Origin of the sequence: Pseudogemmobacter sonorensis (assembly GCF_042762395.1) — a bacterium.
Taxonomy (GTDB): domain Bacteria; phylum Pseudomonadota; class Alphaproteobacteria; order Rhodobacterales; family Rhodobacteraceae; genus Pseudogemmobacter; species Pseudogemmobacter sonorensis.
This window is the reverse complement of record NZ_JBEFZE010000010.1, coordinates 56,496-80,725: the sequence shown is the minus strand read 5'-3', so window position 1 is coordinate 80,725 and position 24,230 is coordinate 56,496. Positions and strand designations below refer to the sequence as shown.

20 protein-coding genes are annotated in these 24,230 nt (G+C 68.3%); 12 read left to right on the top strand and 8 right to left on the bottom strand.

The genetic code is table 11. The annotated features are described in order from the left end of the window. From efeO (ABNX41_RS09955) to phnE (ABNX41_RS09900), 12 genes are all read left to right on the top strand, one after another. Positions 1-1,179 (top strand): iron uptake system protein EfeO, encoded by a 1,179-nt coding sequence (gene efeO / locus ABNX41_RS09955; RefSeq protein WP_438669576.1) that lies wholly within the window; start codon positions 1-3, stop codon positions 1,177-1,179. A gap of 6 nt (positions 1,180-1,185) precedes the next feature. Next, positions 1,186-2,520, top strand: coding sequence for an iron uptake transporter deferrochelatase/peroxidase subunit (efeB, locus tag ABNX41_RS09950; RefSeq protein WP_438669575.1), 1,335 nt, complete (start codon positions 1,186-1,188; stop codon positions 2,518-2,520). 1 nt (position 2,521) lies between these two features. Next, a complete protein-coding gene (efeO, locus tag ABNX41_RS09945) occupies positions 2,522-3,340 on the top strand; it encodes an iron uptake system protein EfeO (RefSeq protein ID WP_438669574.1) in 819 nt (272 codons plus the stop codon). Between the two features lie 247 nt (positions 3,341-3,587). Next, complete coding sequence (locus tag ABNX41_RS09940; protein ID WP_438669573.1) at positions 3,588-3,797, top strand: TOBE domain-containing protein; 210 nt, start codon at positions 3,588-3,590, stop codon at positions 3,795-3,797. Continuing rightward, a complete protein-coding gene (locus ABNX41_RS09935; RefSeq protein WP_438669572.1) occupies positions 3,790-4,251 on the top strand; it encodes an SAM-dependent methyltransferase in 462 nt (153 codons plus the stop codon). Before ABNX41_RS09940 ends, ABNX41_RS09935 begins: the two co-directional genes overlap by 8 nt. Next, on the top strand, positions 4,248-5,309 hold the full coding sequence (locus tag ABNX41_RS09930; protein ID WP_438669571.1) for an ABC transporter substrate-binding protein: 1,062 nt from the start codon (positions 4,248-4,250) through the stop codon (positions 5,307-5,309). Before ABNX41_RS09935 ends, ABNX41_RS09930 begins: the two co-directional genes overlap by 4 nt. Next, entirely contained in the window at positions 5,302-6,294 is a 993-nt protein-coding gene (locus tag ABNX41_RS09925; RefSeq protein WP_438669570.1) for a FecCD family ABC transporter permease, read from the top strand. Before ABNX41_RS09930 ends, ABNX41_RS09925 begins: the two co-directional genes overlap by 8 nt. Further along, complete coding sequence (locus tag ABNX41_RS09920; protein WP_438669569.1) at positions 6,282-7,064, top strand: ABC transporter ATP-binding protein; 783 nt, start codon at positions 6,282-6,284, stop codon at positions 7,062-7,064. The genes ABNX41_RS09925 and ABNX41_RS09920 overlap by 13 nt, the downstream gene beginning before the upstream one ends. Before the next feature lie 155 nt (positions 7,065-7,219). After that, on the top strand, positions 7,220-8,173 hold the full coding sequence (gene phnD, locus ABNX41_RS09915; protein WP_438669568.1) for a phosphate/phosphite/phosphonate ABC transporter substrate-binding protein: 954 nt from the start codon (positions 7,220-7,222) through the stop codon (positions 8,171-8,173). 79 nt (positions 8,174-8,252) lie between these two features. Further along, on the top strand, positions 8,253-9,080 hold the full coding sequence (gene phnC / locus ABNX41_RS09910) for a phosphonate ABC transporter ATP-binding protein (RefSeq protein WP_438669567.1): 828 nt from the start codon (positions 8,253-8,255) through the stop codon (positions 9,078-9,080). Beyond that, on the top strand, positions 9,077-9,880 hold the full coding sequence (gene phnE, locus ABNX41_RS09905) for a phosphonate ABC transporter, permease protein PhnE (RefSeq protein WP_438669566.1): 804 nt from the start codon (positions 9,077-9,079) through the stop codon (positions 9,878-9,880). Before phnC ends, phnE (ABNX41_RS09905) begins: the two co-directional genes overlap by 4 nt. Next, positions 9,877-10,680: a phosphonate ABC transporter, permease protein PhnE gene (gene phnE, locus ABNX41_RS09900; RefSeq protein ID WP_438669565.1), complete on the top strand. Its 804-nt coding sequence runs from the start codon at positions 9,877-9,879 to the stop codon at positions 10,678-10,680. The genes phnE (ABNX41_RS09905) and phnE (ABNX41_RS09900) overlap by 4 nt, the downstream gene beginning before the upstream one ends. Before the next feature lie 25 nt (positions 10,681-10,705). Here the strand turns inward: phnE (ABNX41_RS09900) and ABNX41_RS09895 are convergent, their stop codons facing one another. The 8 genes from ABNX41_RS09895 to cyoA all read right to left on the bottom strand — a co-directional run bounded on the left by ABNX41_RS09895 (position 10,706) and on the right by cyoA (position 24,206). Next, entirely contained in the window at positions 10,706-11,722 is a 1,017-nt protein-coding gene (locus ABNX41_RS09895; RefSeq protein WP_438669564.1) for a ChuX/HutX family heme-like substrate-binding protein, read from the bottom strand. Between the two features lie 27 nt (positions 11,723-11,749). Then, positions 11,750-13,495 (bottom strand): sulfite reductase subunit alpha, encoded by a 1,746-nt coding sequence (locus ABNX41_RS09890; protein ID WP_438669563.1) that lies wholly within the window; start codon positions 13,493-13,495, stop codon positions 11,750-11,752. A gap of 5 nt (positions 13,496-13,500) precedes the next feature. Next, positions 13,501-18,987 (bottom strand): glutamate synthase-related protein, encoded by a 5,487-nt coding sequence (locus ABNX41_RS09885; protein WP_438669562.1) that lies wholly within the window; start codon positions 18,985-18,987, stop codon positions 13,501-13,503. A 272-nt stretch (positions 18,988-19,259) separates the two neighbouring features. Then, complete coding sequence (locus ABNX41_RS09880) at positions 19,260-20,015, bottom strand: SURF1 family protein (protein WP_438669561.1); 756 nt, start codon at positions 20,013-20,015, stop codon at positions 19,260-19,262. A gap of 4 nt (positions 20,016-20,019) precedes the next feature. Continuing rightward, positions 20,020-20,391 (bottom strand): cytochrome o ubiquinol oxidase subunit IV, encoded by a 372-nt coding sequence (gene cyoD / locus ABNX41_RS09875; protein ID WP_438669560.1) that lies wholly within the window; start codon positions 20,389-20,391, stop codon positions 20,020-20,022. Positions 20,392-20,404: 13 nt separating this feature from the next. Further along, complete coding sequence (gene cyoC, locus ABNX41_RS09870; RefSeq protein WP_438669559.1) at positions 20,405-21,034, bottom strand: cytochrome o ubiquinol oxidase subunit III; 630 nt, start codon at positions 21,032-21,034, stop codon at positions 20,405-20,407. Between the two features lie 18 nt (positions 21,035-21,052). Continuing rightward, the gene (gene cyoB / locus ABNX41_RS09865) at positions 21,053-23,059 is read right to left on the bottom strand and encodes a cytochrome o ubiquinol oxidase subunit I (RefSeq protein ID WP_438669558.1); all 2,007 of its coding nucleotides are present in this window, start codon (positions 23,057-23,059) and stop codon (positions 21,053-21,055) included. A gap of 25 nt (positions 23,060-23,084) precedes the next feature. Next, positions 23,085-24,206 (bottom strand): ubiquinol oxidase subunit II, encoded by a 1,122-nt coding sequence (gene cyoA / locus ABNX41_RS09860; protein ID WP_438669627.1) that lies wholly within the window; start codon positions 24,204-24,206, stop codon positions 23,085-23,087. Between the last annotated feature and the right edge of the window lie 24 nt (positions 24,207-24,230).

Sequence of the window (24,230 nt, the reverse complement as noted above, 5' to 3'; positions counted from 1 at the left end):
ATGACAGATTTCCCGAAACCTTCCCGGCCCTCGCGCCTGGTGCCGCTGGCCGTCGCGGGATCGGCGGCGCTGGCCATGGCCGGGGGCGTGGCCTTCTGGTATGCCACCCAGACCGCGCCCGAGCCCGAGCGCGGCCAGATCCACAAGGTCGTCGTGGGCGACCGCGACTGCGATCCGATGGATTTCACCCTGCCCGCAGGACGCACCACCTTCGAGATCCACAACGCCTCCGCCCGCCCGATCGAATGGGAGATCCTCGATGGCGTGATGGTGGTCGAGGAACGCGAGAACATCGCGCCGGGCTTCCATTCGCTGCTGACGGCGAAGCTGAAACCCGGCACGTTCCAGATCACCTGCGGCCTGCTGTCCAACCCGCGCGGCGCGCTGGTCGTGACGCCGTCCGAGGAATCCGAGGCCGAGCGCGCCGCGCCGCCGGTCACCGCCTTCATCGGGCCATTGTCGGAATACAAGGTCTGGCTCGGCCAGCAATCGGCGGCGCTGGTCGCTGAAACCGCGCGCCTGACCGACGCGATCCGCGCGGGCGACATTGTGGCGGCGCAGGCGCAATATCTGGCCGCACGCCTGCCCTACAAGCGGATCGAGGCGGTGACCGGCCGTATCGCCGATCTGGAAAACGCCATCGACCCGCTGGCCGATTATCTGGAAAACCGCGAGGCGGATCCCGGTTTCACCGGCTTTCACCGCATCGAATACGGCCTCTGGGTCGAGGGCGACACCGCGTCGCTGGTCCCGGTGGCGGACCGGCTTCTGGCCGATGTGACCGTGCTGCAAGAGCGCCTCAAGGCCCTGCGCCTTGCCCCCGAGGATCTGGCGGGCACCGCCGCGCGCCAGGCCGACCGGCTGGCCGAGGGCCAGATCCGCGATGGCGAAAACCGCTACGGCTTCACCGATCCGGCCGAATTCGCCGCCAATCTGGACGGGATGGAAAAGGCGGTGCAGCTTCTGCGCCCGCTGGTGGCCGATGCCGTGCCGGAGGTGGCCGCGGATGTGGATCAGGGCTTCGCCGAGGCCCGCGCCGCGCTGGAGGCGTTGAAGACCCCCGACGGCTGGCCCGCCTATGACGCCGTCCCGCCCGAGGACCGCGAGCGGCTGGCGGGCGCTTTCCGCGCGCTGACCATCGCCATCGCCGCTGTCAACCCCGTCATAGGATTGGAGTGATCCCGCATGACCGACAACAACCGCACCGCGCCCCCCAGTCGCCGCAGCTTTCTGGGCGGGATCGGCCTTGCCGCCGCCTGCCCCTTCGCCGGGCTGGCCACCCGCGCCGAGGCGCGCGCGACGCCCGAGGGCCATGTCCCCGACGCGCCGGTTCTGAACATGGCGTCGCCCGAAGACCGGGTGGAATGGACCGGTCCGCATCAGGCCGGGATCGTGACGCCGCGCCCCGCCAACGGCATGATCGCCAGTTTCGACGTGATCGCCGGCACGCCCGACGAGATGGAGGATCTGTTCCGCCGCCTGACCGCGCGCATCGCCTTCCTGACCCAGGGCGGGCGCCCGCCCGATCTGGACCCCCGCCTGCCGCCTGCCGATTCCGGCATCGTCGGCCCGGACATCCGGCCCGACGCGCTGACGGTGACGGTCTCGCTCGGGGCCTCGCTCTTCGATGCCCGCGACTGGCTGGCGCCGCTGAAACCCCTTCGCCTATCGCGCATGACCCGGTTTCCGAACGACGCGCTCGACGCCACGATCTGTCATGGCGACCTGTCGCTGCAAATCTGCGCCAACACACAGGACACCACGATCCACGCTCTGCGCGATATCATCAAGATGCTGCCCGACCGGCTGGTGCTGAACTGGATCCAGGAGGGCAACGTGCCCGTCATCCCGCCCGGCGAGGGCGGGCTGGCGGAAAGCGCGCGCGACTTCCTCGGTTTCCGCGACGGATCGGCCAATCCCGATGCGGGTGACGCAGGCCTGATGGACCGCCTCGTCTGGGTCGGCCCGCGGCACGGCGAACCGGTCTGGGCCACCGGCGGCAGCTATCAGCTTGTCCGCATCATCCGCAATTTCGTCGAACGCTGGGACCGCACGCCGCTGCGGGAACAGGAGATGATCATGGGCCGTGTGCGTGACACCGGCGCCCCCCTCGACGCCACGCAGACAAGCGAATTCGAGGTGCCGGACTATGCCCGCGACCCCGATGGCGCCATGACCCCGCTCGACGCCCATATCCGCCTTGCCAATCCCCGGACGCCCGAGACCGGGGACAGCCTCATCCTGCGCCGCACGTTCAACTATTCCAACGGGGTGACGAAGGCGGGCCAGCTTGACCAGGGCCTGCTGTTCATCTGCTACCAGGCCGATCTGGAAAAGGGCTTCATCGCCGTCCAGCGCCGATTGGATGGCGAACCCCTTGAAGAATACATCAAGCCCGTCGGCGGCGGCTATTTCTTCACCCTTCCCGGCGCGCGCGACGCCGACGACTTTCTCGGCAGCACCCTGATCGCGGCCCTGCGACCGGACGCCACCTCCAAACCCGAAGATCAGGAGATCTGACATGAAACTGCACTCCCTGCTGGCCGCGACCGCGCTTGCGTTCACCACCGGCGCGGCCCTGGCCGAGGTCGATCCGCTCGACCTCGTGGACCCGATCGCGGAATACAAGGTCTATGTGACCGAGCGCACCGCGAAACTGGTCGAGGGCACCACCGAATTCGTCGCCACGATCAAGGCGGGCGACGCAAAGGCGGCCCGCGCGCTCTACGCCTCGATCCGCGTGCCCTATGAGGAGATCGAGCCGATCGCCGAACTTTTCAGCGATCTCGACGTCTCCATCGACAGCCGCGCCGACGATTACGAACTGCTGGAAAAGGACCCGGAATTCCCCGGCTTCCACCGCATCGAATACAGCCTCTGGGTCGAGAACAGCACCGAGGGGCTGGAGCCCGTCGCCGACAAGCTGCTCGCTGATGTGACCGAGCTGAACGCGCGGATCGAGGCGCTGACCTTCCCGCCCGAAAAGGTAGTGGGCGGCGCGGCGGTGCTGATGGAGGAGGTAGCCTTCACCAAGATCTCGGGCGAGGAGAACCGCTATTCCCGCACCGACCTGTGGGATTTCAAGGCCAATGCCGACGGCTCCTATTACATCGTCAACCTGGTGCGCCCCCTGATCGTCGACAGCGAGGCCGAATTCCTCGCCGCCGTGGACGGCAACTTCAACCGCGTCTTCGACATCCTGAAGCAATATGAGGATGGCGAGGGCGGCTATGTCTCGTATCTCGAACTGACCGACGCCGACCGCAACGTGGTTTCCGCCGCGATCAACACGCTGGCCGAGGATCTGTCCACGCTGCGTGGCAAGCTGGGTCTCGACTGACGCAACCTTCGGGGCGGGCGCCCGGCGCCCGTCCCGCGCAGCGGACCAGGCATCGGGGGGGGCCTTGCCTCACCGATGCCGCTCGCGGGCCGAAGCGGCCACCACGGCGCTGCCCCTTCGGCACCCATCGGTGTCCCCCCTGCCGCCCCGGGCGCAAAGACCGCCCTGTCCGCCCTCAGCCGTCCTTGACGGACACCCGCATTCCCGACGATATTCCCGAATGGATATATCGAGCGATGGGGTTACCATGAAGCTGAGCGCGCGCAACGTCCTGCCGGGCAGGGTGGTCGAAATCGTCACCGGGGCGGTGACCAGCCATGTGCGGATCGACGTGGGCGGCAGCATCGTCACCACCTCGATCACCAACGACGCCGTGCGAGAGCTGGGATTGAAGGTCGGCGCCAGGGCCTCGGCCGTGATCAAGGCTTCCGACGTGATGGTGGGCGTGGATGACTGAGTCCTTCGCCGATCCGCTGCGCCCGCATGAGGCGGCGGTGGAACTGCCGGCCCGCTTCGACGCCGGGCTGTGGTTCATCGGCCGCATCCGCACCCCCTGGACCCGGCGCGAGGACTGTCCCAAGCGCGGCGATGCCGAGGCCGGGCCCGAGTGCCGGATCGAGGTCGCCGAGACCTGGGCCGCCGCCCTGAAGGGGGTGGAGCGGCAGGAACGGCTTCAGATCCTTTACTGGATGCATCTCTCGCGCCGCGACGCCGTGCGCCAGAACCCCGATTTCGGCGACAGCTCCACCGGGACCTTCGCCCTGCGCTCGCCGTTGCGGCCCAATCCCGTCGCCTCTTCCATCGTCCGGCTCGTGGGCGTGGAGGGGGCGGTGCTGACCGTGCGGGGGCTGGATTGCCTTGACGGCACGCCGCTGATCGACATCAAACCCGAATTCGGAGCACTCGCATGAAACATGTCTTCCCGCGCTCGCTGACCGGCGGCGCGCTGGTCCTGGCCCTTGCGCTTCCGGCGCTGACCCTTCCGGCGCTGGCCCCGCCCGCACTGGCCTTCGACGGTCGCACCGTCACCGATTCCACCGGGCGCGAGGTGCAGGTGCCCGTCGATCCGGCCAGGGTCTTCGCCGCGGGCCCGCCCGCAGCGACGCTGCTCTACACCCTCAAGCCCGAGGCGATGGTGGGCTGGGTCAATCCCCTGCGCCCCGACAGCCTGCCCTATCTGGCCCCCGAGGTTCACGACCTGCCCGCGCTTGGCCGCCTGACCGGGCGCGGCGACACCCTGAACCTTGAGGTGCTGCTGGCCGCCGGGCCGGATCTGATCGTCGATTACGGCACGGTCAGCGACACCTATGTCGACCTTGCCAATCGGGTGCAGGAGCAGGCGAACCTGCCCTATGTGCTGATCGACGGCTCTTTCGCCAGCCTGCCGCAGGGCATCCGCGCCATGGCCGATGTGCTGGCCGTGCCCGAACGCGGCGAGGAACTGGCCGCCCATGCCGAGGCCACGCTGGCGGGCGTCGACGCGCTTTTGGCGAATGTCCCCGAGGCCGATCGCCCCACCGTCTATTTCGCCCGCGGCCCCGAGGGGCTGGAGACGCCCGCGCGCGGCTCGATCAACGCCGAGATCATCGAGCGGGTCGGCGGCATCAACGTGGTCGTGGCCGAGACGCGCGGCCTTGCCACCGTCTCGCCCGAGCAGGTGCAGGCCTGGGCACCCGAGGTGATCATCACCATCGACCGCGATTTCGCCGCCAATGTCGGCACCATGCCCGAATGGCAGGACATTCCGGCGGTGGCGAACGGGCGCGTCTATCTGGCGCCCTCGGCCCCCTTCGGCTTCATCGACAGCCCGCCCTCGGTCAACCGGCTGGCGGGGCTGATCTGGCTGTCGCACATCCTTTATCCCGACCATGCCGAGGGGGACCTGCGCAGCGGGATCGCCGATTTCCACGAGGTCTTCTACGGGGTGCGCCCGGATGACACGGCAATGGCGGCACTTCTGGGTGAATGAACGTGCCCGCCTTGCGGCGCTGACATCGGGGCTGCTCGTGGCGCTGCTTGCGGGCGCAATGATCGGCCCCTATCCGCTTTCGGTCGCGCAGATCCTGGCGGTGCTGGCCGGAGAGGCCTCGGATCCGCAGGCGGCGACCGTGTTCTTCAACATCCGCCTGCCCCGGGTGCTGGCTGCGGCGCTGGTGGGGGCGGCGCTGGCGGCGGCGGGGGCGGCCTATCAGACGGTGTTCAGAAATCCGCTGGTGTCGCCCGACATCCTGGGGGTTTCGGCCGGAGCGGGGTTCGGGGCGGTGCTGGGCATCCTGCTGGGACTGCCGGTGATGGCGATCCAGATGCTGGGCTTCGGCTTCGGCCTTGGCACGGTGGCGCTGGTCCTCGGCCTGACGCTGGCCCTGCGCGGCGCTGGCCATGTGCTGGTCATGGTGCTGTGCGGCATCGCCATCGGCGCGCTGGCGGGGGCCGGGATCTCGCTGGTGAAGCTGCTGGCCGATCCCGAGCAGCAACTGCCCGCGATCACCTTCTGGCTGATGGGCAGCCTTGCGGGCGCCAAGCGTGCCGATGTCGCCGCCGCGCTGCCCGCCGTCGTGATCGGCCTTGCGCCGCTGGTCCTGCTGCGCTGGCGGATCGGCCTTCTGGCCATGGGGGATGAGGAGGCCCGCACCATGGGCGTCGAGGCCGAGCGGCTGCGCCTCTTCGTCATCGCCTGCGCCACGCTGATGACGGCGGCGGCGGTGGCCATGGCGGGGGTCATCGGCTGGGTCGGGCTGATGGTGCCGCATATGGCCCGGCTGATCACCGGGCCGCGCTTCGACCGGATGCTGCCCGCCGCCATACTGATCGGCGCGGGCTTCATGGTGCTGGTGGACACCGCCGCGCGCTCGATCGCCACGCTGGAGGTGCCCCTGGGCATCCTGACGGCGGTCCTCGGCGCGCCGGTCTTCGTCTGGCTGCTGGCGCGGGGGGCACAGGCATGGCGCGCGTGACCCCGCCGCTGGTCGAGGCCCGCGAACTGGCCGTGGGCCATGGCCGCCGCGCGCTTGTGTCCGGGATCGGGCTGGAGCTTCGCGCGGGCGAGGTCCTTTGCCTCCTGGGCCCCAACGGCGCCGGGAAGACCACGCTTTTCCGCACCCTTCTCGGCCTCATCCCGCCGCTGGCGGGCGAGGTCCGGCTGGGCGGCGCGGCGCTTTCCGGCCTGGCGCGGCGCGAGGTGGCGGCGCGTCTCGCCCATGTGCCGCAGGCGCTGGCCACGCCCTTCGCCTGGACCGCGCTCGACATCGTGCTGATGGGTGCCGCGGCCCGGCTCGGCCCCTTCGCCCGGCCGGGCCGGGCCGAGACCCTCCGCGCCATGGCCGCGCTGGAGACCATCGGCATCGCCGATCTCGGCGGGGCCGATGTCACCCGGCTGTCGGGCGGGCAGCGCCAGTTGGTCCTGATCGCGCGGGCCCTGGCGCAGGAGGCCGCCGCCATCGTGATGGACGAGCCGACCGCGAGCCTCGACTTCGCCAACCGCCTGCATGTCGGCCGCGCCATCCGGCAACTGGCCGCACGCGGCACCGGGGTGATCCTTTCGACCCACGACCCCGATCAGGCGGCGGCGCTTGGCGACCGCGCGCTGCTTCTGGGCCGGGGCGAGGTGATCGCCAGCGGCCCCGTGGCCAAGGCGATGAGCGCCGAATCGTTGAGCCGTCTCTACGCCGTCCCCGTGCGCCGCGACACCGGGCCGGACGGGCGGCTACGGTTCTGGGGGGCCTGACCCGGGTGGCCCGACGGCCTGCGCGGACCGGCTTGCGCGGGCAAGCGCCCGAAGCCGGGACGGCCCGGGCAGCATTGCGCGTTCTTCACACGACTGACGAAAATCTGTAACCCAGCTCCCTTAACGATGGCCGCCGAACCATTTCGGAGGATCAGATGTCCCATCGCATGCTTGCCGCCGCCGCCGTCGCGCTGATGACCGCGCTGCCCGCCACCGCCGAGGAATTCAAGCTCGACGCGCGCTACACCGATGCGGATGGCGATTTCGTCGCCGACATCCCCACCGATCCGGCGCAACTGGTCGATCCCGCCACGCTGATCTTCGCCTATACCCCGGTCGAGGATCCCTCGGTCTATGTCGATGTCTGGAAGGAGTTCCTCGACCATCTGGCCGCCACCACCGGCAAGACCGTCGAATTCTTCCCGGTCCAGTCGAATGCCGCGCAATACGAGGCGCTGCGCGCCGGCCGCCTGCATATCGCGGGCGTCAACACCGGCGGCAACCCGATCGCGGTGGCCTGCTCGGGCTTCCGTCCCTTCGCCATGATGGCGCGCGAGGACGGCTCGTTCGGCTATGAGATGGAGATCATCACCTATCCCGACAGCGGCATCTCGAAAATCGAGGACCTGAAGGGCCGCCAGCTCGCCTTCACCTCGGAAACCTCGAATTCGGGCTTCAAGGCCCCGCAGGCGCTGCTGGAATCGGAATTCAGCCTGAAGGCGGGCGAAGACTACACCCCGGCCTTCTCGGGCGCGCATGACAATTCGATCCTGGGCGTCGCCAACAAGGATTACGATGCGGCGGCCATCGCCAATTCGGTTCTCAAGCGCATGGTCGCCCGCGACGCGGTCAGCGAAGATGCCCTGGTCTCGATCTACGAATCCGCGACCTTCCCGACCACCGGCTACGGCATGGCCCACAACCTGACGCCGGAACTGCAAGAGAAGATCAAGGAAGCCTTCTTCACCTTCGACTGGACCGGCACCGCGCTGGAGGCCGAATTCGCCGCCCAGGGCGAATCGAAATTCGTCCCGATCACCTTCAAGGACGACTGGGCGGTGATCCGTCAGATCGATGCCGCGCTCGGCGTCGAATATACCTGCAACTGATCCGGTCGCAGACCCTCTCCGAGGCGGGGCCCCACAAGGCCTCGCCTCTCCCGTTTCCAGACAAGCGATGCGAGGTTTGATGCTCGACGTCACCGGACTGACCAAGACCTATGCCACCGGCGACAAGGCCCTGTCGGATGTTAGTTTTTCGCTGCCCGAGGGCCAGGTCGTCGGGCTGATCGGCCCTTCGGGCGCGGGGAAGTCGACGCTGATCCGCTGCATCAACCGCCTGGTCGAACCGACATCGGGCACGGTCCGGCTGAACGGGCAGGAGCTGACCCGGCTGGGCGCGCGGGACCTGCGCCGGGCGCGGAGGCGGATCGGGATGATCTTCCAGGAATACGCCCTGGTCGAGCGGCTGACGGTGATGGAGAACGTGCTGTCCGGGCGCCTGGGCTATGTGCCGTTCTGGCGCAGCTTCACCCGCCGCTTTCCGGGGCCCGACATCGCCCGCGCCTTCCAGCTTCTGGACCGCGTCGGCCTCTCCGCCCATGTCGACAAGCGCGCCGATGCGCTTTCAGGCGGCCAGCGCCAGCGCGTCGGCATCGCCCGCGCCTTGGAGCAGGAGCCGGAACTGCTGCTGGTCGATGAGCCGACCGCCAGCCTCGACCCGCGCACCTCGCGCCAGATCATGCGGCTTCTGACCGAGGTCTGCCGCGAAAACCGCCTGCCCGCCATCGTCAACATCCATGACGTGGTGCTGGCGCAGCAATTCACCGACCGCATCATCGGGCTGCGCGCGGGCCGCATGGTGTTCGACGGCCGCCCCGAGCAACTGACGCAATCGGTGCTGACCGAGATCTACGGCGAGGAAGACTGGAACGCGATGAAGAAGGGCGCGGCCGAACAGGACGAGGCCGAAGCCGAGGCGCTGGACGCCGCCCGCAGACTGGCGGCCGAGGCATGAGCGCCGCCTATCCCACGACCTGGAGGCGCCCGCCGCAACTGATCCGCTCACGCGGCTGGCGGATCGCATTCTATGTGCTGGCCGTCGCCTATCTGGTGGTCGGCATCGGCTCGGTCGAGGTGAACTGGACCCGCGTCGCCGAAGGGATGGAGCGCGGCGGCCGCTTCATCGGCGGCTTTCTGGTCCCCGATTTCACCACCCGCTGGCGCGACATCTCGCTGGGGCTGGTGGAAAGCCTGACCATGACCTTCACGTCCACCGTGGCGGGGGTGCTGATCTCGATCCCGATCGGGATCGGCGCGGCCCGCAACATCTCGCCCCTCTGGGCGGTCGGCTTCTGCCGCAGCCTGATCGCGGTCTCGCGGTCGCTGCAGGAGATCATCGTCGCGATCCTTCTGGTGGCCTTCTTCGGCTTCGGCGCCTTCGCGGGTTTCCTGACCCTGGCCTTCGCCACCATCGGCTTCATCGGCAAGCTGATCGCCGACGATATCGAGGAATGCGACCCGAAACAGATCGAAGCCGTGCGCGCCACGGGCGCCTCCTGGTGGCAGGTGGTGCATTACGCCGTCCAGCCCCAGGTGATGCCCCGGCTGATCGGGCTTTCGGTCTACCGGCTGGACATCAACTTCCGCGAAAGCGCGGTGATCGGCATCGTCGGCGCGGGCGGGATCGGCGGCACTCTGGATACCGCGCTCTCGCGCTACGAATACGACAGCGCGGGGGCGATCCTGCTGATCATCATCGCCATCGTGATGGTGTCGGAATACGTATCCTCGCAGATGCGGGGGTGGCTGAAATGACCGCATATCCCGAAAGCTGGGCGCATCGCAGCCCCCGCGCCCGCCTTGGCCTCTGGGCCCTGTGGCTGGGCATCGTCGCGCTGTTCGTCTGGTGCTGGGAGGTGATGACAAAGCGCACCATCTGGGCCTTCGTCTGGGATGCGCCACGCGCGGCCTCGGACATCGCCAGCCGCGCCTGGCCGCCGCGCTGGTCCTATATGGAGCAACTTTGGGCGCCCCTGTGGGACACGCTGAACATCGCGACCCTGGGCACGCTGATCGGGACCGCGCTGGCGGTGCCGCTGGCCTTCCTCGCGGCCTCGAACACCACGCCGTCGAAGCTGATTGCCCGGCCGGTGGCGCTTCTGTTGATCGTGGCCTCGCGCTCGATCAACTCGCTGATCTGGGCGCTCTTGCTGGTCTCGATCCTGGGGCCGGGGCTGCTCGCGGGGATCATCGCCATCGCCTTCCGCTCGGTCGGTTTCGTGGGCAAGCTGCTTTACGAGGCCATCGAGGAGACCGACGCCAGACAGGTCGAGGCGATCACCGCGACCGGCGCCAGCCAGGCCCAGATCCTGAGCTACGGCATCTGGCCGCAGGTGATGCCCGCCTTCGTGGGCATCTCGGTCTTTCGCTGGGACATCAACATCCGCGAAAGCACCATTCTGGGACTGGTCGGCGCGGGCGGCATCGGCATGCAGTTGCAATCGAGCCTGAACATGCTCGCATGGCCGCAGGTCCTGCTGATCGTGCTGGTGATCCTTGCCACCGTGATCGTCAGCGAGGGGATCTCGTCCAGGGTGCGCAAGGCCATCATCTGAGGCCCGGCAGGGAAGCGGCCCGGGCCTAGCCGGGCAGGGTTTCCGCCAGCCGCTCCCAGGCCCTGCGCCCGGCCGTGCAACCCGCCGTATCCGGGCCCAGCAGCGCAAGGCACATGCCCCCGGCATCATAGAGTTCCAGCATGGTCCTGCACCCGCCCCCGTCGGCCCAGCGGGTCCGCCAGCAGGCGGCGACCGCCGAAAGCTCCAGCGCCATCAGGCTGGGGCCGGAATGCAGCAGCAAAAGCGTGCCCTCGGGCGACAGAAGCTCGACCGGGCCCGCATGGGTCTGCAGGCAACCCGGACGGGGCACGGCGCGCGAGAACGGCAGCGCCATCCGCGCCAGATGGCCTGCGAAGGCGCGCAGGCCGCGCGGATCGACGCGCCGCGCGGCCCCGCCGCCCAGATGCGGCAGGCAATGGGCGCGGCGGGGGCCGCCATCGGCCATCAGCGCGTCCAGATGCTGGTGCGGCGCGGTCTTCCACCAGCCCGCCCTGGCCTGCCGGATCGCCGGAAGCGAGGGGACGGGCACCCGGCGCGGAACCTCGGGCAGGGGCGCCGTCAGGGGTGCCATCCGGGGGCCGAGCTGGGCCGTCACCGCCTCAAGCACCGCCAGGTCCTCGGGCGCGGCCAGTTCGGCACGGTGAACCAACTCGCCCGCCACATCGAAAAGATGCAGCGCCGCGGGCTGGCGCAGCGCCGGGACGGCCCCGGTCCCGACCAGCGTCTCGCCCTGCCCCGCCGCCAGGCGCAGACAGATCCGCCCGCCATGGCCGCGCGGCGGGCGCCCGGCCAGTTGCGCCGGACCATAGCCGCCGCGCTGGTTGATCAGCGCATGCGGCCCGATGGTCGAAGCCGAGGCGCGCTCGAACAAGGGCAGGAACAGCGCCAGCGTCTCGGCATCGGCGTCAAGCGACCGCGCATCCGGGCGGGCCCGCATCAGCGCCGCCAGGCTCGGCTCCGGGGCGCTGCCGCGCAGGGCCTGCCAGCCCGGCGCGCCGCGGCAGCAGGTGGGCCGGGCCAGTCCCGGCTGCGTAAGGGTCATTCGAACGTCCCCGATGGGGGCCTGCCGTCAGTAGACGTCGCGCAGATAGCGTTTCTCGCGCTTGAGGCCGTTGACATATTCGGTCGCGGCCTCGGGCGTCAGCCCGGCATGGGTGGCGATGATCTCATGCAGGGCGCCGTCCACATCCCGCGCCATGCGGCTGGCATCGCCGCAGACGTAGAAATGCCCGCCCTCTTCCAGCCAGGCGAACAGCGCCTTGCCGTTCTCGCGCATGCGGGTCTGGACATAGACCTTGGCCGCCTGATCGCGCGAGAAGGCCAAGTCCAGCCGGGTCAGCAGGCCCGAGCGGCTCATCCCGGACAATTCGTCGTCATAGATGAAATCCGTCGCCCGGTGCTGGTCGCCGAAAAAGAGCCAGTTGCGCCCCGTGGCGCCGCGCGCCTGCCGCTCTTCCAGAAAGGCGCGGAAGGGGGCGATGCCGGTGCCGGGGCCGACCATGATCACCGGCGCGGCATCGTCGGCGGGCAGGCGGAACCCCCTGTTGGGCGAGACGAAGATCCCCGCGCTTTCCCCCGCCCTGTCGGCAAGGAAGGTCGAGCAGACCCCGCCATGGGCCCGGCCATGGCTTTCGTAGCGGACCGAGGCCACGGTCAGATGCACCGCGCCGGGATGCGCCTTCGGACTGGAGGAAATCGAATAGGCCCGGTGCTGCAGCGGCTTGACCAGCCCCATGAAGCTGCCCGCGTCGATCCCGCCCGGGGGCAGCAGCCGCAACAGGTCCAGCGTGTCGCGCCCCCACAGCCAGGCGTCCAGCGCCTCGCGGTCGCCGTTGTGCAGGACATGGGACAATTCGTCATGGCCCGCCCGCGCCTCGACGGCGGCGATCAGGTCGCGCCCGGGGGTGACGATCTCGAACCCTTCGGCCAGAAGCTGGCCGAGCGGGCGGTCGTGACCGGCCACCAGCGTCTCGGGCGTGGCGCCAAGCTGGGCCAGAAGCTGGGCCACCAGCGCGGGGTCGTTGCGCGGCATGACGCCCAGGGCGTCGCCCGCCTCATAGGCAAGGCCGGACCCGGCCAGGTCGAATTCGTAATGCCGGATCTCCTTGGCCGAGCCCTTGCCCGACAGCAGCCGGTTCACCGCGATCCGCGCCGGGAACGGGTTCTTGCGGCTGAAGCCCGATTTCTCGGAGACGGCGGCGGGGGCCTGCGCGGGGGCGACAGCGCCGCTGTCCGAGGCCAGCGGCAGCGTGGCCGCCAGCCATTCCCCGGCGGGCGCCTCGAAATCCAGATCGCAGTCGATCCGCGCGGCCAGCCGCTTGGCGCCCAGTTGCTCAAGCCGGGTGTCGAGCAGCTTGCCCGCCCTGCAAAAGCCGTCATAGCCGGTGTCGCCAAGCGCGAGCACGGCGAACTGCATCTCCTCCAGCCGGGGCGCGGTGGTGGCGGAAAGCGCCTCCCAGAAGAGTTGCGCATTGTCGGGCATCTCGCCCTCGCCATAGGTCGAACAGACAAGGATCACCCGGCGCATGGCGGCAAGGGCATCCATGCCCACCTCGTCCATGGGTTTCACCTTCGCGTCGAAGCCCATGGCGCGGGCCTGTTTCGCCGCATCCTCGGCCAGGGCCTCGGCATTGCCGGTCTGGGTGCCGTAAAGCAGATGCAGCACCGTCGCCGGGCGGGCGTCGGGCGCGGGCGCCGCCACCGGCGCGGCAAGGCCCATCGCCTGGCGCGAATGCAGCCCGGCCAGAAAGCCCGAAAGCCAGGCGCGCTGGTCGCCGCTGAAGGGAGCGTCCTCGGGGATATAGGGGATACGCATGGGGCTCAGGCTCCGCTCAGGTCTTGCAGCGCATTGGCGGCGAAAAGGGCATCGAAAGACGGGATCGCGCCCAGGATCGCGCGGTTCTTGCGGTCCTGGTGCAGGATCCAGCCATAGGTGCCGGGGCTGTCCATCGACAGGATGTTGCGCAAGCTCAGCGCCTCCTTGTAGTCGGCCAGCCGCTTGGCGGCGACCATGGCGGCGAGTTCAGGGTCGGCGTAGCCCGAGACGGCCTCGCGCGCATGCCGCAAAAGCCGCGACATCAGCCCGAAATCCTCGGTCAGGATCAGATTGCGGGCGGCCTTGCGGGCGGCGGGGCTCTCGGCCGCCGCGCCGGTCCTTTGCACCGCGATGGCCTGCGCGGCCTCAAGCACGGTCCATTGGTTCACAAGCGCGAACATCGCCTCGGTATCGGTCTCGCCGTAATCCGGGACATGGCCGCGCAGCACGGGAATGCCCCGCCGCCAGGCCTTCTTGAGCTTGCGGATCTGGTGTCCCACCAGCGCGGTCGCAAGCTCTTCCAGCAATTCCTTGCGCGGCCGGGCCTTCAGGATCTCGTCCGCGTCCTGATACTGAAGCAGCGCGCGCGGCAGCGCCCAGGCGAAATGTGAAACCTCGCGCGCCCAGTTCGCCAGCAGCCATTCGGCCTTGGCCGATCCGGTGGCGGAATGATGCCATTCCAGAAGCTGGCGCACCGCCTGGGCGTGGATCTGCGCCGCCTCGCCGCCGTCCAGCCGCCCGATCACCACCGAATCGTGGCTGGCCTTGTGCGGCAGCGCGTCATAGGGGTCGTATTGATAGGCGAAGCCCCCCGACATGCCGTTGGCAAAGCCCTTGCCGAAGGCGCCGAGGTTCAGCACCGCGCCATTGGTCATGTATTCGACGCAGAAATCGCCCACGCCCTCGACCACCGCCGTCGCGCCCGAGTTGCGGACCGCGAAACGGTCGCCCGCCTGGCCCTCGACGAAGCAACGCCCGCCGGTGGCGCCGAACAGCGCGAAATTGCCGATCAGCACGTTGCCCTCGGCCTCGTCCGAGCCGCCGCCGGGCGAGCGCACCACGATCTCGCCGCCGCATTGCGACTTGCCGACACCGTCGTTGCAGGTGCCGGTATGGGTCAGCACCATGCCATCGTTGCAAAAGGCGCCGTAGCTTTGCCCGGCCGAGCCCTGGGTGGTGATCCGCACCGTGCCGGGGCGCAGGAAGCGCCTCCCCCGGTCGTCGGTCAGCGCGGCGGCGGGCGCCATGCCCTGATGGTTCAGCATCCGCTCGATATCGATGGCCAGTTGCCCGCCCACCGATTTGTTGCGGTTGTTCAGATGCAGGTTGCCGCCCAGGTCGACCTGCATCGCGCCGCCTTCAAGCGCCGGGCGCAGAAGGTCGATGAAGGCGTCGTCCACCGCGAAATCGCGCGGCATGTAGACGGGATCCTCGATATGGACCTCGGGCACCTCGGTCAGCATGGCGCGCAGGTCAAGCTGGCCGACGCTCGCCGGGTGGTCCAGCAGGTGCAAGAGCTCGGCCCGCCCGCGCGCCTCGCGCAGGCTGCGCAGGCCAAGCCCGGCCAGAACCTCGCGCACCTCATGGGCGAGGTTCAGCAGATATTGCGCAAGCGCGCGCGGATCGCCGTCGAAGACCTCGGGGTTGGTGGTCAGCCCCGCCGGGCATTTGATGTTGCAGTTCTTGGCCATGACGCATTTCAGCATCATCAGCGCCGTAGTGCCGAATTCGAAACTGTCGCCGCCCATCAGCGCGGCCTTCACCACGTCCGAGGCAAGCTGATAAGCGCCCGAGCACCGCAGGATCACCTTGTCGCGCAACCCATTGGCGCATAGCGCCTGATGCACCTCGGCGATGCCGATCTCGGCCGCGCGCCCGGTGTATTTCAGCGAGGTGACCGAGGCCGCGCCGGTGCCGCCGGTGCTGCCCGCGACATTGATCACATCGGCCCCCGCCTTGGCCACGCCGACCGCGATGGTGCCGATCCCCTCGGAGGACACCAGCTTCACCACCACCTTGACCCGCGCCGCCTTGGCGTCGTGGATCAGTTGCGCCAGATCCTCGATCGAATAGGTGTCGTGATGCGGCGGGGGCGAGACCAGTTCCACCCCCGGCGTGCCGCCGCGCGCGGCGGCGATCTCGACCGTCACCTTGGGGGCGGGAAGCTGGCCGCCCTCGCCCGGCTTGGCGCCCTGGCCGATCTTGATCTCGACCTGCTCCAGCATCGGGTCGGCCAGATAGCCCGCCCAGACCCCGAACCGGCCCGAGGCAAATTGCTTGATGCGGCTGGCGCGGATGGTGCCGTAGCGGGTCAGATGCTCGCCCCCCTCGCCGCAGTTCGACATGCCGCCGACCATGTTGGTGCCATGCGCCACCGCCTCATGCGCGGTGGCCACCAGCGCGCCATGCGACATCGCGCCCGAGGCCAGCGTCGGCGTGATCTGATGCGCGGGCTGCACCTGGTCGAGCGGGATTGACGCGGGCGCGGGCCGGACGCGGCCAAGCCAGGACCGCGCCTGACCGGCGGCATGGACCATCAGCGCGCCCCCCTCCAGCCAGTGGCCCAGGATCTCGGCCCCGAAACGCTGGACCAGCGACTGGCCCAGGGCGTCGAGCCGGGCAAGATCCGCCGCCAGCGGGCCGGTCAGTTCCAGCCGGAAGTGATCGCCGGGAAGCGCGCGGCATTCCAGCCCCCGGGTCAGGAAGCTGTTGTTGCCGCGCCGGTTGAACCGCTTCATCTCGCGCCGGAATTCCTCGGGCTCGGTCAGGAAGCCGACATCGGCCGGAAAGGCCAGGATGTCGCGCAGGGCGGCGGGGCGGCGGGCGCGCTCTTCGGCCATGCTGCGCGAGAAGGCGCGGTAGCCCGGCGTGATCTCGAAAGCGTCGATCCTTTCGGGCGTCAGCCGATCGAAACTGGTGTTGCTGTAGCCCTCGTCCGAGATGCCGAAAGCGTCCTCCAGCCGGTTGAGCGTCATCAGCCGCAGGGGATCCGGCTCTTCGCCCTCTTCGGGGAAGGTGATCGCCTCTTCCGTCATGTCGACGAAGCCCCGGACGGCGGTGGTGCCGTAGCTGTGGCCCGCGCCCTCGGCCCGTTCCTTGAACAGGCCCAGAAGCGGAATGTCCGCCTCGGCCTCGACGCTCAGCGCGCGTTCGTGCCAGTCGGCCACCGCCTGCGCCACCACGTCGAAGGTCACGCCCCCCACCGGGGTCTTCACATTGGGGAAGTAGCGGCGGAACACCGGATCGCCGGTATCGAGGAAATTGGGCTCGAAGAATTCGCCGCCCGAATAGCTCTCGACCGTGCAGAGCCCGACCTTGCCCATGGTCTTCATCAGCGCCTTCTCGGCCGCCTTGGCGAATTTGCGGAAGGCCTTGTCGGCGTCGGCGCCGAATTTCTCCTCGGCCCGGAACTGGACGCCCAGCGGATAGACCGCCGCCGCCCCGAAGCCGAGCGCGCAGGCGACGTGATGCGAGGACGAGATTTGCCCCGATTCCACGATCAGCGAGACGCGCAGCCGCAGCCCTTCCTCGATCAGCTTCTGGTTGATCGCGGACACCATCAGCGTCATCGGAATGGCGGCGCGGGCGCGCGACACATGGCGGTCGGTGATCACCGCGATGCCGCCGCCCTCGGCGCCCGCAAAGGCGGCGACATCGGCGGCGATGGCATCGATGGCGGCGATCAGCGCGTCGCGATTGGCGGGCGGATTGCCGAAGACCGGCTCGTAGAGCATTTCGAACCGCTTCACCGGGGTTTCCGCCTGTTCGCGAATCTTCAGCATGTCGAGATGGCTCAGCACCGGGCTGTCCACCACGATCTGCCTGGCCGCCGTCGCGCCGATATTGGGCTTGGCCCCAAGCGTCACCCGCAGCGTCATGCCGTCGGCCTCGCGGATGCTGTCGAGCGGCGGGTTGGTCACCTGCGCGAAACGCTGGCTGAAATATTTCGCCACGCCGCCTTCCTGGTCCGACAGCGCGTTGATCGCATTGCCGTAACCCATGGCCGAAACCTTCTCGGATCCCGTGGCCAGCATCGGGTCCATCAGGAAGCGGAAGCTTTCCTGGTTGTGGCTGTAGGCGACATAGCGGGCATGGCGGTTGAGATCGCCGGAGTAGCGCGAGGGCGAGCCCTGCTGCTCGGGCGGGATCTGCGGCAGGTCGGAAAGCCGGACGCGGGCGGCCTCCAGAAGCGCGGGATAGTCGCGCCGCGCGGCCAGGATCTCCAGCGCCTCGGTGGTGGCGAAACCGCGCCGCGCCGCATGGTCGTAGTAAAGCATGCCCCCGGCCTCGATCCGGCCACGACGGATCACCGTTTCCGGCGCGAAGGCGATCTGGCCCGCCTCGGACATGACCGCCAGGTAATCGGCGGTCTCGACCGTGCGCAAGGGGCGCAGGCCCAGCCGGTCCAGCCGGGCGCCGATGATGGTGCCGTCGCCGAAGATCAGCGCGGCGGGGCCGTCGTTCTTTTCCTCGTAGAGCGAGAAATATTCCAGCATCGCCCGGACCGGGGCCGAGAGCGTGTCGTCGTTCTCCCAGGCGGGCGGCATCATCGAGACCACCGCCGTCACCAGGTCCAGCCCGTCCTCGACCACCCGGGCCTGAAGCGTCTGGTCGAGCCTGCACGAATCCGACTGGCCGCGCGGGCGGATGATGTTGTTGTTCCTGGCGCGGGCGATGGCCGCCTCGGACAGCCGGTTCTTCTTGTCGGTGTTCAGCTCTCCGTTATGGGCCATCAGGCGGAAGGGCTGGGCCATCGACGGATGCGGGTCGGTATTGGTCGAGAAACGGGTATGGAAATACATGGTATGGACGCCATGCGCCGGATCCGCGAGGTCGCGGAAATAGGGGATGATCTCGTCCGAGTTCAGCCGCCCCTTGAAGACCTGCGTCCGCGCCGAAAGCGACAGCGGGTAAAGCCCCTCCAGCGTCGGGCGGGTATAGGCCTGGGCCTCGATCTCAAGCAGCGCACGGTGGATGCGCAGATCCAGCGCCGGGCCACGCAGGGATTCGGGCGCGGCGAAGACCCATTGCCGGATCGGCTGCTGGCAACGCACCGCCGCCGGGCGCAAGACGCCGTTGTCGACCGGCACCTCACGCACCAGAAGCACCTCAAGCCCCTGCCCCGCCAGCGCCGCGTCGATCAGCGCCGCCGCCTCGTCATGGCGGGCGGGATCGACGGGCAGGAAGAAGTTCCCCACCCCGAAGGCCCCCGCCTCCAGCGCCCGCCCGGCAAGGCCCGAGAAGAAGCCGATCGACAGATCGACCGAGACCCCCGCCCCGTCGCCCACCCCTTCGGCCGACATGCCGCCGCGATGGGGCACGGCGGAAAGCGCCTCATGGCCCAGCCGCAGGATCTCATGGGTCTGCACGCCATCCTTTCGGGTGAGGAATCCGACACCACAGCTGCTTTTCTCGAAAGCCGCGTCATAAAGGCCGAATGCGGTCTCATCCCTGTTCAATGGCGTATCCTCCTTGGCCGCTGGAAAGCGCATGGCTTCCCGCATGGCCGCCTGGGTGGTGAGAAACTCGAAAGGCGGGTGGCCTGGCTGAGGACCCTTTCAAGGGCCCGCTGCGGGCTGGAGGATGGCCGGACGGCTTGGCCGTGCGCGCTGTCTGGACGGGCGGTCGTTTCCGCAAGGCGGAAGGAGGCCAACCCGACGTGCATTACCTAAAACGGATCCGCCGGGCAACAGGATATCGACGGGCGGCCCCGCCTTGGCCGGGCGGCGCCGCGCAGACATCGGAATTCGGGCATCGCGCCCGCTCAGGCCTGCTTCTGGGGCCGACGGCGCATCCGCCATTCGTCCCGCAAGACGTAAATCGCCGCCGCGACCGTGCCCAGGGCCAGCGCGAACCAGGTCAGCGCATAGCTCAGATGGTTGTTGGAAAACCGGACCACCGTCAGCCCGCCGCGCGGCATCTCGCCCGCCTCGGCATCCAGGAACCAAGGCGCCACCCGCTCAAGGCCGCGCGCCTGCGCGATCGCCGCCACATCGCGCGAGAACCAGCGGTCCGCGCCGGGGTCGTTCTCGCGCAGGAAGCCGCCACCGGGCTCGGTCATGCGCAGCAGGCCGGTGATTTCAACCGGGTCGGCGGGCGCGCTTTCGGGACGGCTGGCCGGGTCGCGCCGCTCGGGCGGCACGAAACCGCGATTGACCAGGATCACCCCGCCATCGGCCATGTCGAGGGGGGTCAGCACCCAGAAGCCCCCGCCCTCTTCGGTCAGCGCCTGCACCAGGGTTTCCAGGTCGTGGCGGAACACGCCCCGCACGGCGACGCGGCGGTATTCGTCGCGCTCGGCCGAAGCCGCGCCCCAGTCCGGGGGCGGGGGCAAAGCGGCGGGCGCGGCATGGACCCGCGCCTCGATCCGGTCGATCAGGGCAAGCTTCCAGCCCAGGCGCTGGACCTGCCAGATCCCCAGCCCCGTCAGCGCGACGCTCGCCGCCAGCGCGCCCCCCCCCAGCACCGCCAGCAGCCACAGCGGGCGCGGCCGGGGCGGCGCTTCGGCCTCGGCGGACATCGGCTCAGCCCTCCGGCAGGTGATGCGGCATCATGTTGCTGTTCATGTGATACATCACCCAGAGCGTCCCCGAGATGGCGATCACCACCAGGATCAGGGTGAAGATCAAGGCCAGCATGGTCCAGCCGCCCTCGGAACGCGGGTTCATGTGCAGGAAGAACACCATATGCACCATGATCTGCGCCACCGCGAAGGCCGAGACCAGCGCCACCGCCATCATCCGGCTGTCGAACCAGCCCTGCATGACGGCGGCGAAGGGGATGATGGTCAACACGATCGAAAGGCCGAATCCGGTCAGATACGAGCGGTAGCTGCCGTGATCGGCGCCGCCCTCGTCATGGTGGTGATCGTGCGAATGCGAGGTGTGAGGGGTCATCGGATCGCTCCCGTCAGATCATTGGAATCAGGTAGACGAAGGTAAAGACCCCGATCCAGATCACGTCGAGGAAGTGCCAGAACAGGCTCAGGCAGCCCAGACGGCGCATGTTCGGCCCGTCGAGCCCCCATTTCGCCACCTGCACCATCATCGTGACCAGCCACAGGATCCCGAAGACCATGTGCAGCCCGTGGGTGCCGACCAGGGTGAAGAAGGCCGACAGGAAAGCCGATCTCTGCGGCGTCGCGCCCAGGAGGATCAGGTGCCAGAACTCGTAGATCTCGATCGAGAGGAAGGCCGCGCCGAAGACCCCGGTGATACCCAGCCACATAAGGGTGAGGTTCACCTTCCCCTTGTGGGCCTCAAGCATGGCGAAACCGTAGGTGATCGACGAGAACAGCAGCATCGCCGTGTTCAGCGCGACCAGGTTCAGGTCGAACAGCGCCTTCGGCCCCGGCCCGCCCGCATAATTGCCCCCCAGCACGCCCCAGGTGGCGAAGAGGCAGGCGAAGATGAGACAATCGCTCATCAGGTAGATCCAGAAGCCCAGCATGGTCGAGCCGCCCTCGGGGTGATGCGGCTCTTCGGGCATGTGATAGGCGGGCAGGATGCCCTCGGCGGCATCGCGGGAGATCGTGGTCATTTTGTCAGCCCCCCTTTCTCAGCGCCCGGTGGCGAGCAATTGGCTGCGCGCGGCCTCGGTCCGCATCACGGCCTCGGCCGGGATGTGGAAGTCGCGGTTGCGGTTGAAGGTATGGGCCAGCCCCACGGCGACGATGGCAAGCATGGCCGCGGCCGCCAGCCACCAGACATACCAGACCATGGCAAAGCCCGAGATCAGGCTGAGCGCCGAGATCACCACGCCGGTTCCGGTGTTCCTTGGCATGTGGATGGGGCGGAAGCCCTCGGCCGGGCGGCTGTAGCCGCGCGCCTTCATGTCGTCCCAGGCGTCGATGCTGTGAACGACGGGGGTGAAGGCGAAATTGTAGTCCGGCGGCGGCGAGGAGGTCGCCCATTCCAGCGTGCGCCCGTTCCAGGGATCACCTGTGGTGTCGCGCAGCTCCTCGCGCTTCCAGATCGAGACGGCGATCTGGATCACGAAAGCCCCGATCCCGATGGCGATGATGAAGGCGCCGACGGCCGCGATCTGGAACCAGATCTGAAGCGAAGGATCGTCGAAGACGCGCATCCGCCGCGTGACGCCCATCAGCCCCAGCACGTAAAGCGGCGTGAAGGCGACCCAATAGCCGATCACCCAGCTCCAGAACGAGATCTTGCCCCAGAACGGGTCGAGCCGGAAGCCGAAGGCCTTGGGGAACCAGTAGACCATGGCCGCGAACAGGCCATAGACCACGCCGCCGATGATGACGTTATGGAAATGCGCCACCAGGAAAAGCGAGTTGTGCAGCACGAAATCGGCGGGCGGCACCGCCAGCAGCACCCCGGTCATGCCGCCCGGCACGAAGGTCAGCATGAAGGCCACCACCCACATCATCGGCACGTCGTAGCGCACGCGGCCGCGATACATGGTGAAGAGCCAGTTGAAGATCTTGGCCCCCGTCGGGATCGAGATCACCATGGTGGTGATCCCGAAGAACGAGTTCACGCTCGCCCCCGAGCCCATGGTGAAGAAGTGGTGCAGCCAGACGATATAGCTCAGGATGGTGATGCAGACCGTGGCATAGACCATCGAGGTATAGCCGAAGAGCCGTTTCCCCGAGAAGGTGGCGGTGATTTCCGAGAAGACCCCGAAGATCGGCAGGATCAGGATATAGACCTCGGGATGGCCCCAGATCCAGATCAGGTTGATGTAAAGCATCGGGTTGCCGCCAAGTTCCGGCACGAAGAAGGCGGTGCCCAGATAGCGGTCCAGCGTCAGCAGCGTCAGCACCGCCGTCAGCACCGGGAAGGTGGCGACGATCAGGATGTTGGTGCAAAGCGAGGTCCAGGTGAAGACCGGCATCTGCATCATCTGCATCCCCGGCGCGCGCATCTTGATGATGGTCACGACAAGGTTGATGCCCGAAAGCGTCGTCCCCACCCCGGCGATCTGCAGGGCCCAGAGATAATAGTCCACCCCCGAGGCCGGACTGGCCCCCAGCCCCGAAAGCGGCGGAAAGGCCAGCCAGCCGGTGGTCGAGAACTCGCCGATGAAAAGCGAGATCATCACCAGGATGGCGCCCGCCGTGGTCATCCAGAAGCTGAGGTTGTTCAGGAACGGAAACGACACGTCCCGCGCCCCGATCTGCAGGGGCACGACATAGTTCATCAGCCCCGTCACCAGCGGCATGGCCACGAAGAAGATCATGATCGTGCCGTGGGCGGTGAAGATCTGGTCGTAGTGGTGGGCGTTCAGATAGCCCTCGGATCCGTTGAAGGCCATGGCCTGCTGAAGCCGCATCATGATGGCGTCGGCGAAGCCGCGCAGCAGCATGACGATGCCCAGGATCATATACATGATCCCGATCCGCTTGTGGTCCACCGTGGTGAACCACTCGCGCCACAGCCAGCCCCACAGCCGGAACCAGGTCAGCGCGCCAAGGACCGCGATCCCGCCGAGGGCGACCACGGCGAAGGTGGCGACGATGATCGGTTCGTGAAGCGGAAGCACGTCGAGCGAGAGGCGCCCGAAGATCGGATGCGCCGGAGAGAGAGAGGGTTCGGTCACGTCTGCCGTTCCTATGGTTTTCTTGTCAGAGTTGCGGCGCGACGAAGCCCGCCACGGGCGCGCCATCGGCGATGCCGCGGGCGCGCGGCATGGAGAACGGGCTGATGCCGTGACCGCGCAGCGGCCTGGGGTCGTGGATCCGCAATTGCGCCATCGTTCCGGCGTCGCGCGCCTCCTCGACGGTGCAGAAGCCGGTGACGACGAAAGGCGCGGGCCCCAGCACCGGGCGGCGCAGCGCCGTGGCATCCTGAGGCGCGGGCACGGTGTTCATCACCCCGGCCAGGCCGATGCCGCCCTGGGCGTCGTAGGCCATCATCTCGTTCATGCACATCCGGCCCTCGGCCACGCATATGTTGATCACCCGGCGGAAAAGCTCGGGGTCGACGGAGGAGAAATGCCGCGGCGCGACGTTTTCCGAGGGGCGCTCCAGCTCCAGATAGCCGGGGCGGTCCAGCGTCTCGGCGCTGGCGCGGACCTCCTCGACCCAGGCCGCATAGCCTGCCTCATCCAGCGCATGGGCCTTGAAGCGCATCCCCGAGAAGCCCGCCCCGCTGTAATGCGACGAAAACCCGTCATAGACGCCCTCGCGGTTCATCACCCCGTTCAGCCGGGTCTCCATCGCGGGCATGGTATAGATCATCCCGGCCATGGCGGGGATGTAGAAGGCATTCATCACATTCGACGAGGTCAGGTGGAAGCGCACCGGGCGGTCCACCGGCACGGCCATCACATTGACGGTGGCGATGCCCTCTTCGGGATAGATGAAAAGCCATTTCCAGTCGAGCGAGACGACCTGGATCTCAAGCGGCTGCACATCCGCGGGCACCGGGCGATCCGCGGCGATCCGGTCGAGCGGGCGATAAGGGTCCACCAGATGGGTGCCGACCCAGGTGATCGCGCCCAGGCAGATGATGATCAGCAAGGGCGCCGTCCAGATCGCCAGCTCCAAGAGCGTGGAATGGTGCCAATGCGGCGCGTATTCCGCCTTGCGGTTCGAGGCGCGGTATTTCCACGCGAACCAGGCGGTCGCCACCATCACCGGCACGATGATCAGAAGCATCAGCCAGGTCGAGACCAGAAGGATGTCGCGCTGGCGCGCGGCGATGTCGCCCGAGGGGGCGAGAACCACCGCTTCGCATCCCGACACGGCTGCTGCGACAAGGCAGAACGC

Coding starts and splice junctions, on each gene's coding strand:
- efeO (WP_438669574.1), top strand. CDS start 2,522: ATGAAACTGCACTCCCTGCTGGCCGCGACCGCGCTTGCGTTCACCACC.
- efeB (WP_438669575.1), top strand. CDS start 1,186: ATGACCGACAACAACCGCACCGCGCCCCCCAGTCGCCGCAGCTTTCTG.
- ABNX41_RS09930 (WP_438669571.1), top strand. CDS start 4,248: ATGAAACATGTCTTCCCGCGCTCGCTGACCGGCGGCGCGCTGGTCCTG.
- phnE (WP_438669565.1), top strand. CDS start 9,877: ATGACCGCATATCCCGAAAGCTGGGCGCATCGCAGCCCCCGCGCCCGC.
- ABNX41_RS09940 (WP_438669573.1), top strand. CDS start 3,588: ATGAAGCTGAGCGCGCGCAACGTCCTGCCGGGCAGGGTGGTCGAAATC.
- ABNX41_RS09895 (WP_438669564.1), bottom strand. CDS start 11,722: ATGACCCTTACGCAGCCGGGACTGGCCCGGCCCACCTGCTGCCGCGGC.
- cyoD (WP_438669560.1), bottom strand. CDS start 20,391: ATGACCCCTCACACCTCGCATTCGCACGATCACCACCATGACGAGGGC.
- ABNX41_RS09880 (WP_438669561.1), bottom strand. CDS start 20,015: ATGTCCGCCGAGGCCGAAGCGCCGCCCCGGCCGCGCCCGCTGTGGCTG.
- ABNX41_RS09920 (WP_438669569.1), top strand. CDS start 6,282: ATGGCGCGCGTGACCCCGCCGCTGGTCGAGGCCCGCGAACTGGCCGTG.
- ABNX41_RS09885 (WP_438669562.1), bottom strand. CDS start 18,987: ATGCGCTTTCCAGCGGCCAAGGAGGATACGCCATTGAACAGGGATGAG.
- phnD (WP_438669568.1), top strand. CDS start 7,220: ATGTCCCATCGCATGCTTGCCGCCGCCGCCGTCGCGCTGATGACCGCG.
- phnC (WP_438669567.1), top strand. CDS start 8,253: ATGCTCGACGTCACCGGACTGACCAAGACCTATGCCACCGGCGACAAG.
- cyoC (WP_438669559.1), bottom strand. CDS start 21,034: ATGACCACGATCTCCCGCGATGCCGCCGAGGGCATCCTGCCCGCCTAT.
- efeO (WP_438669576.1), top strand. CDS start 1: ATGACAGATTTCCCGAAACCTTCCCGGCCCTCGCGCCTGGTGCCGCTG.
- ABNX41_RS09935 (WP_438669572.1), top strand. CDS start 3,790: ATGACTGAGTCCTTCGCCGATCCGCTGCGCCCGCATGAGGCGGCGGTG.
- ABNX41_RS09890 (WP_438669563.1), bottom strand. CDS start 13,495: ATGCGTATCCCCTATATCCCCGAGGACGCTCCCTTCAGCGGCGACCAG.
- phnE (WP_438669566.1), top strand. CDS start 9,077: ATGAGCGCCGCCTATCCCACGACCTGGAGGCGCCCGCCGCAACTGATC.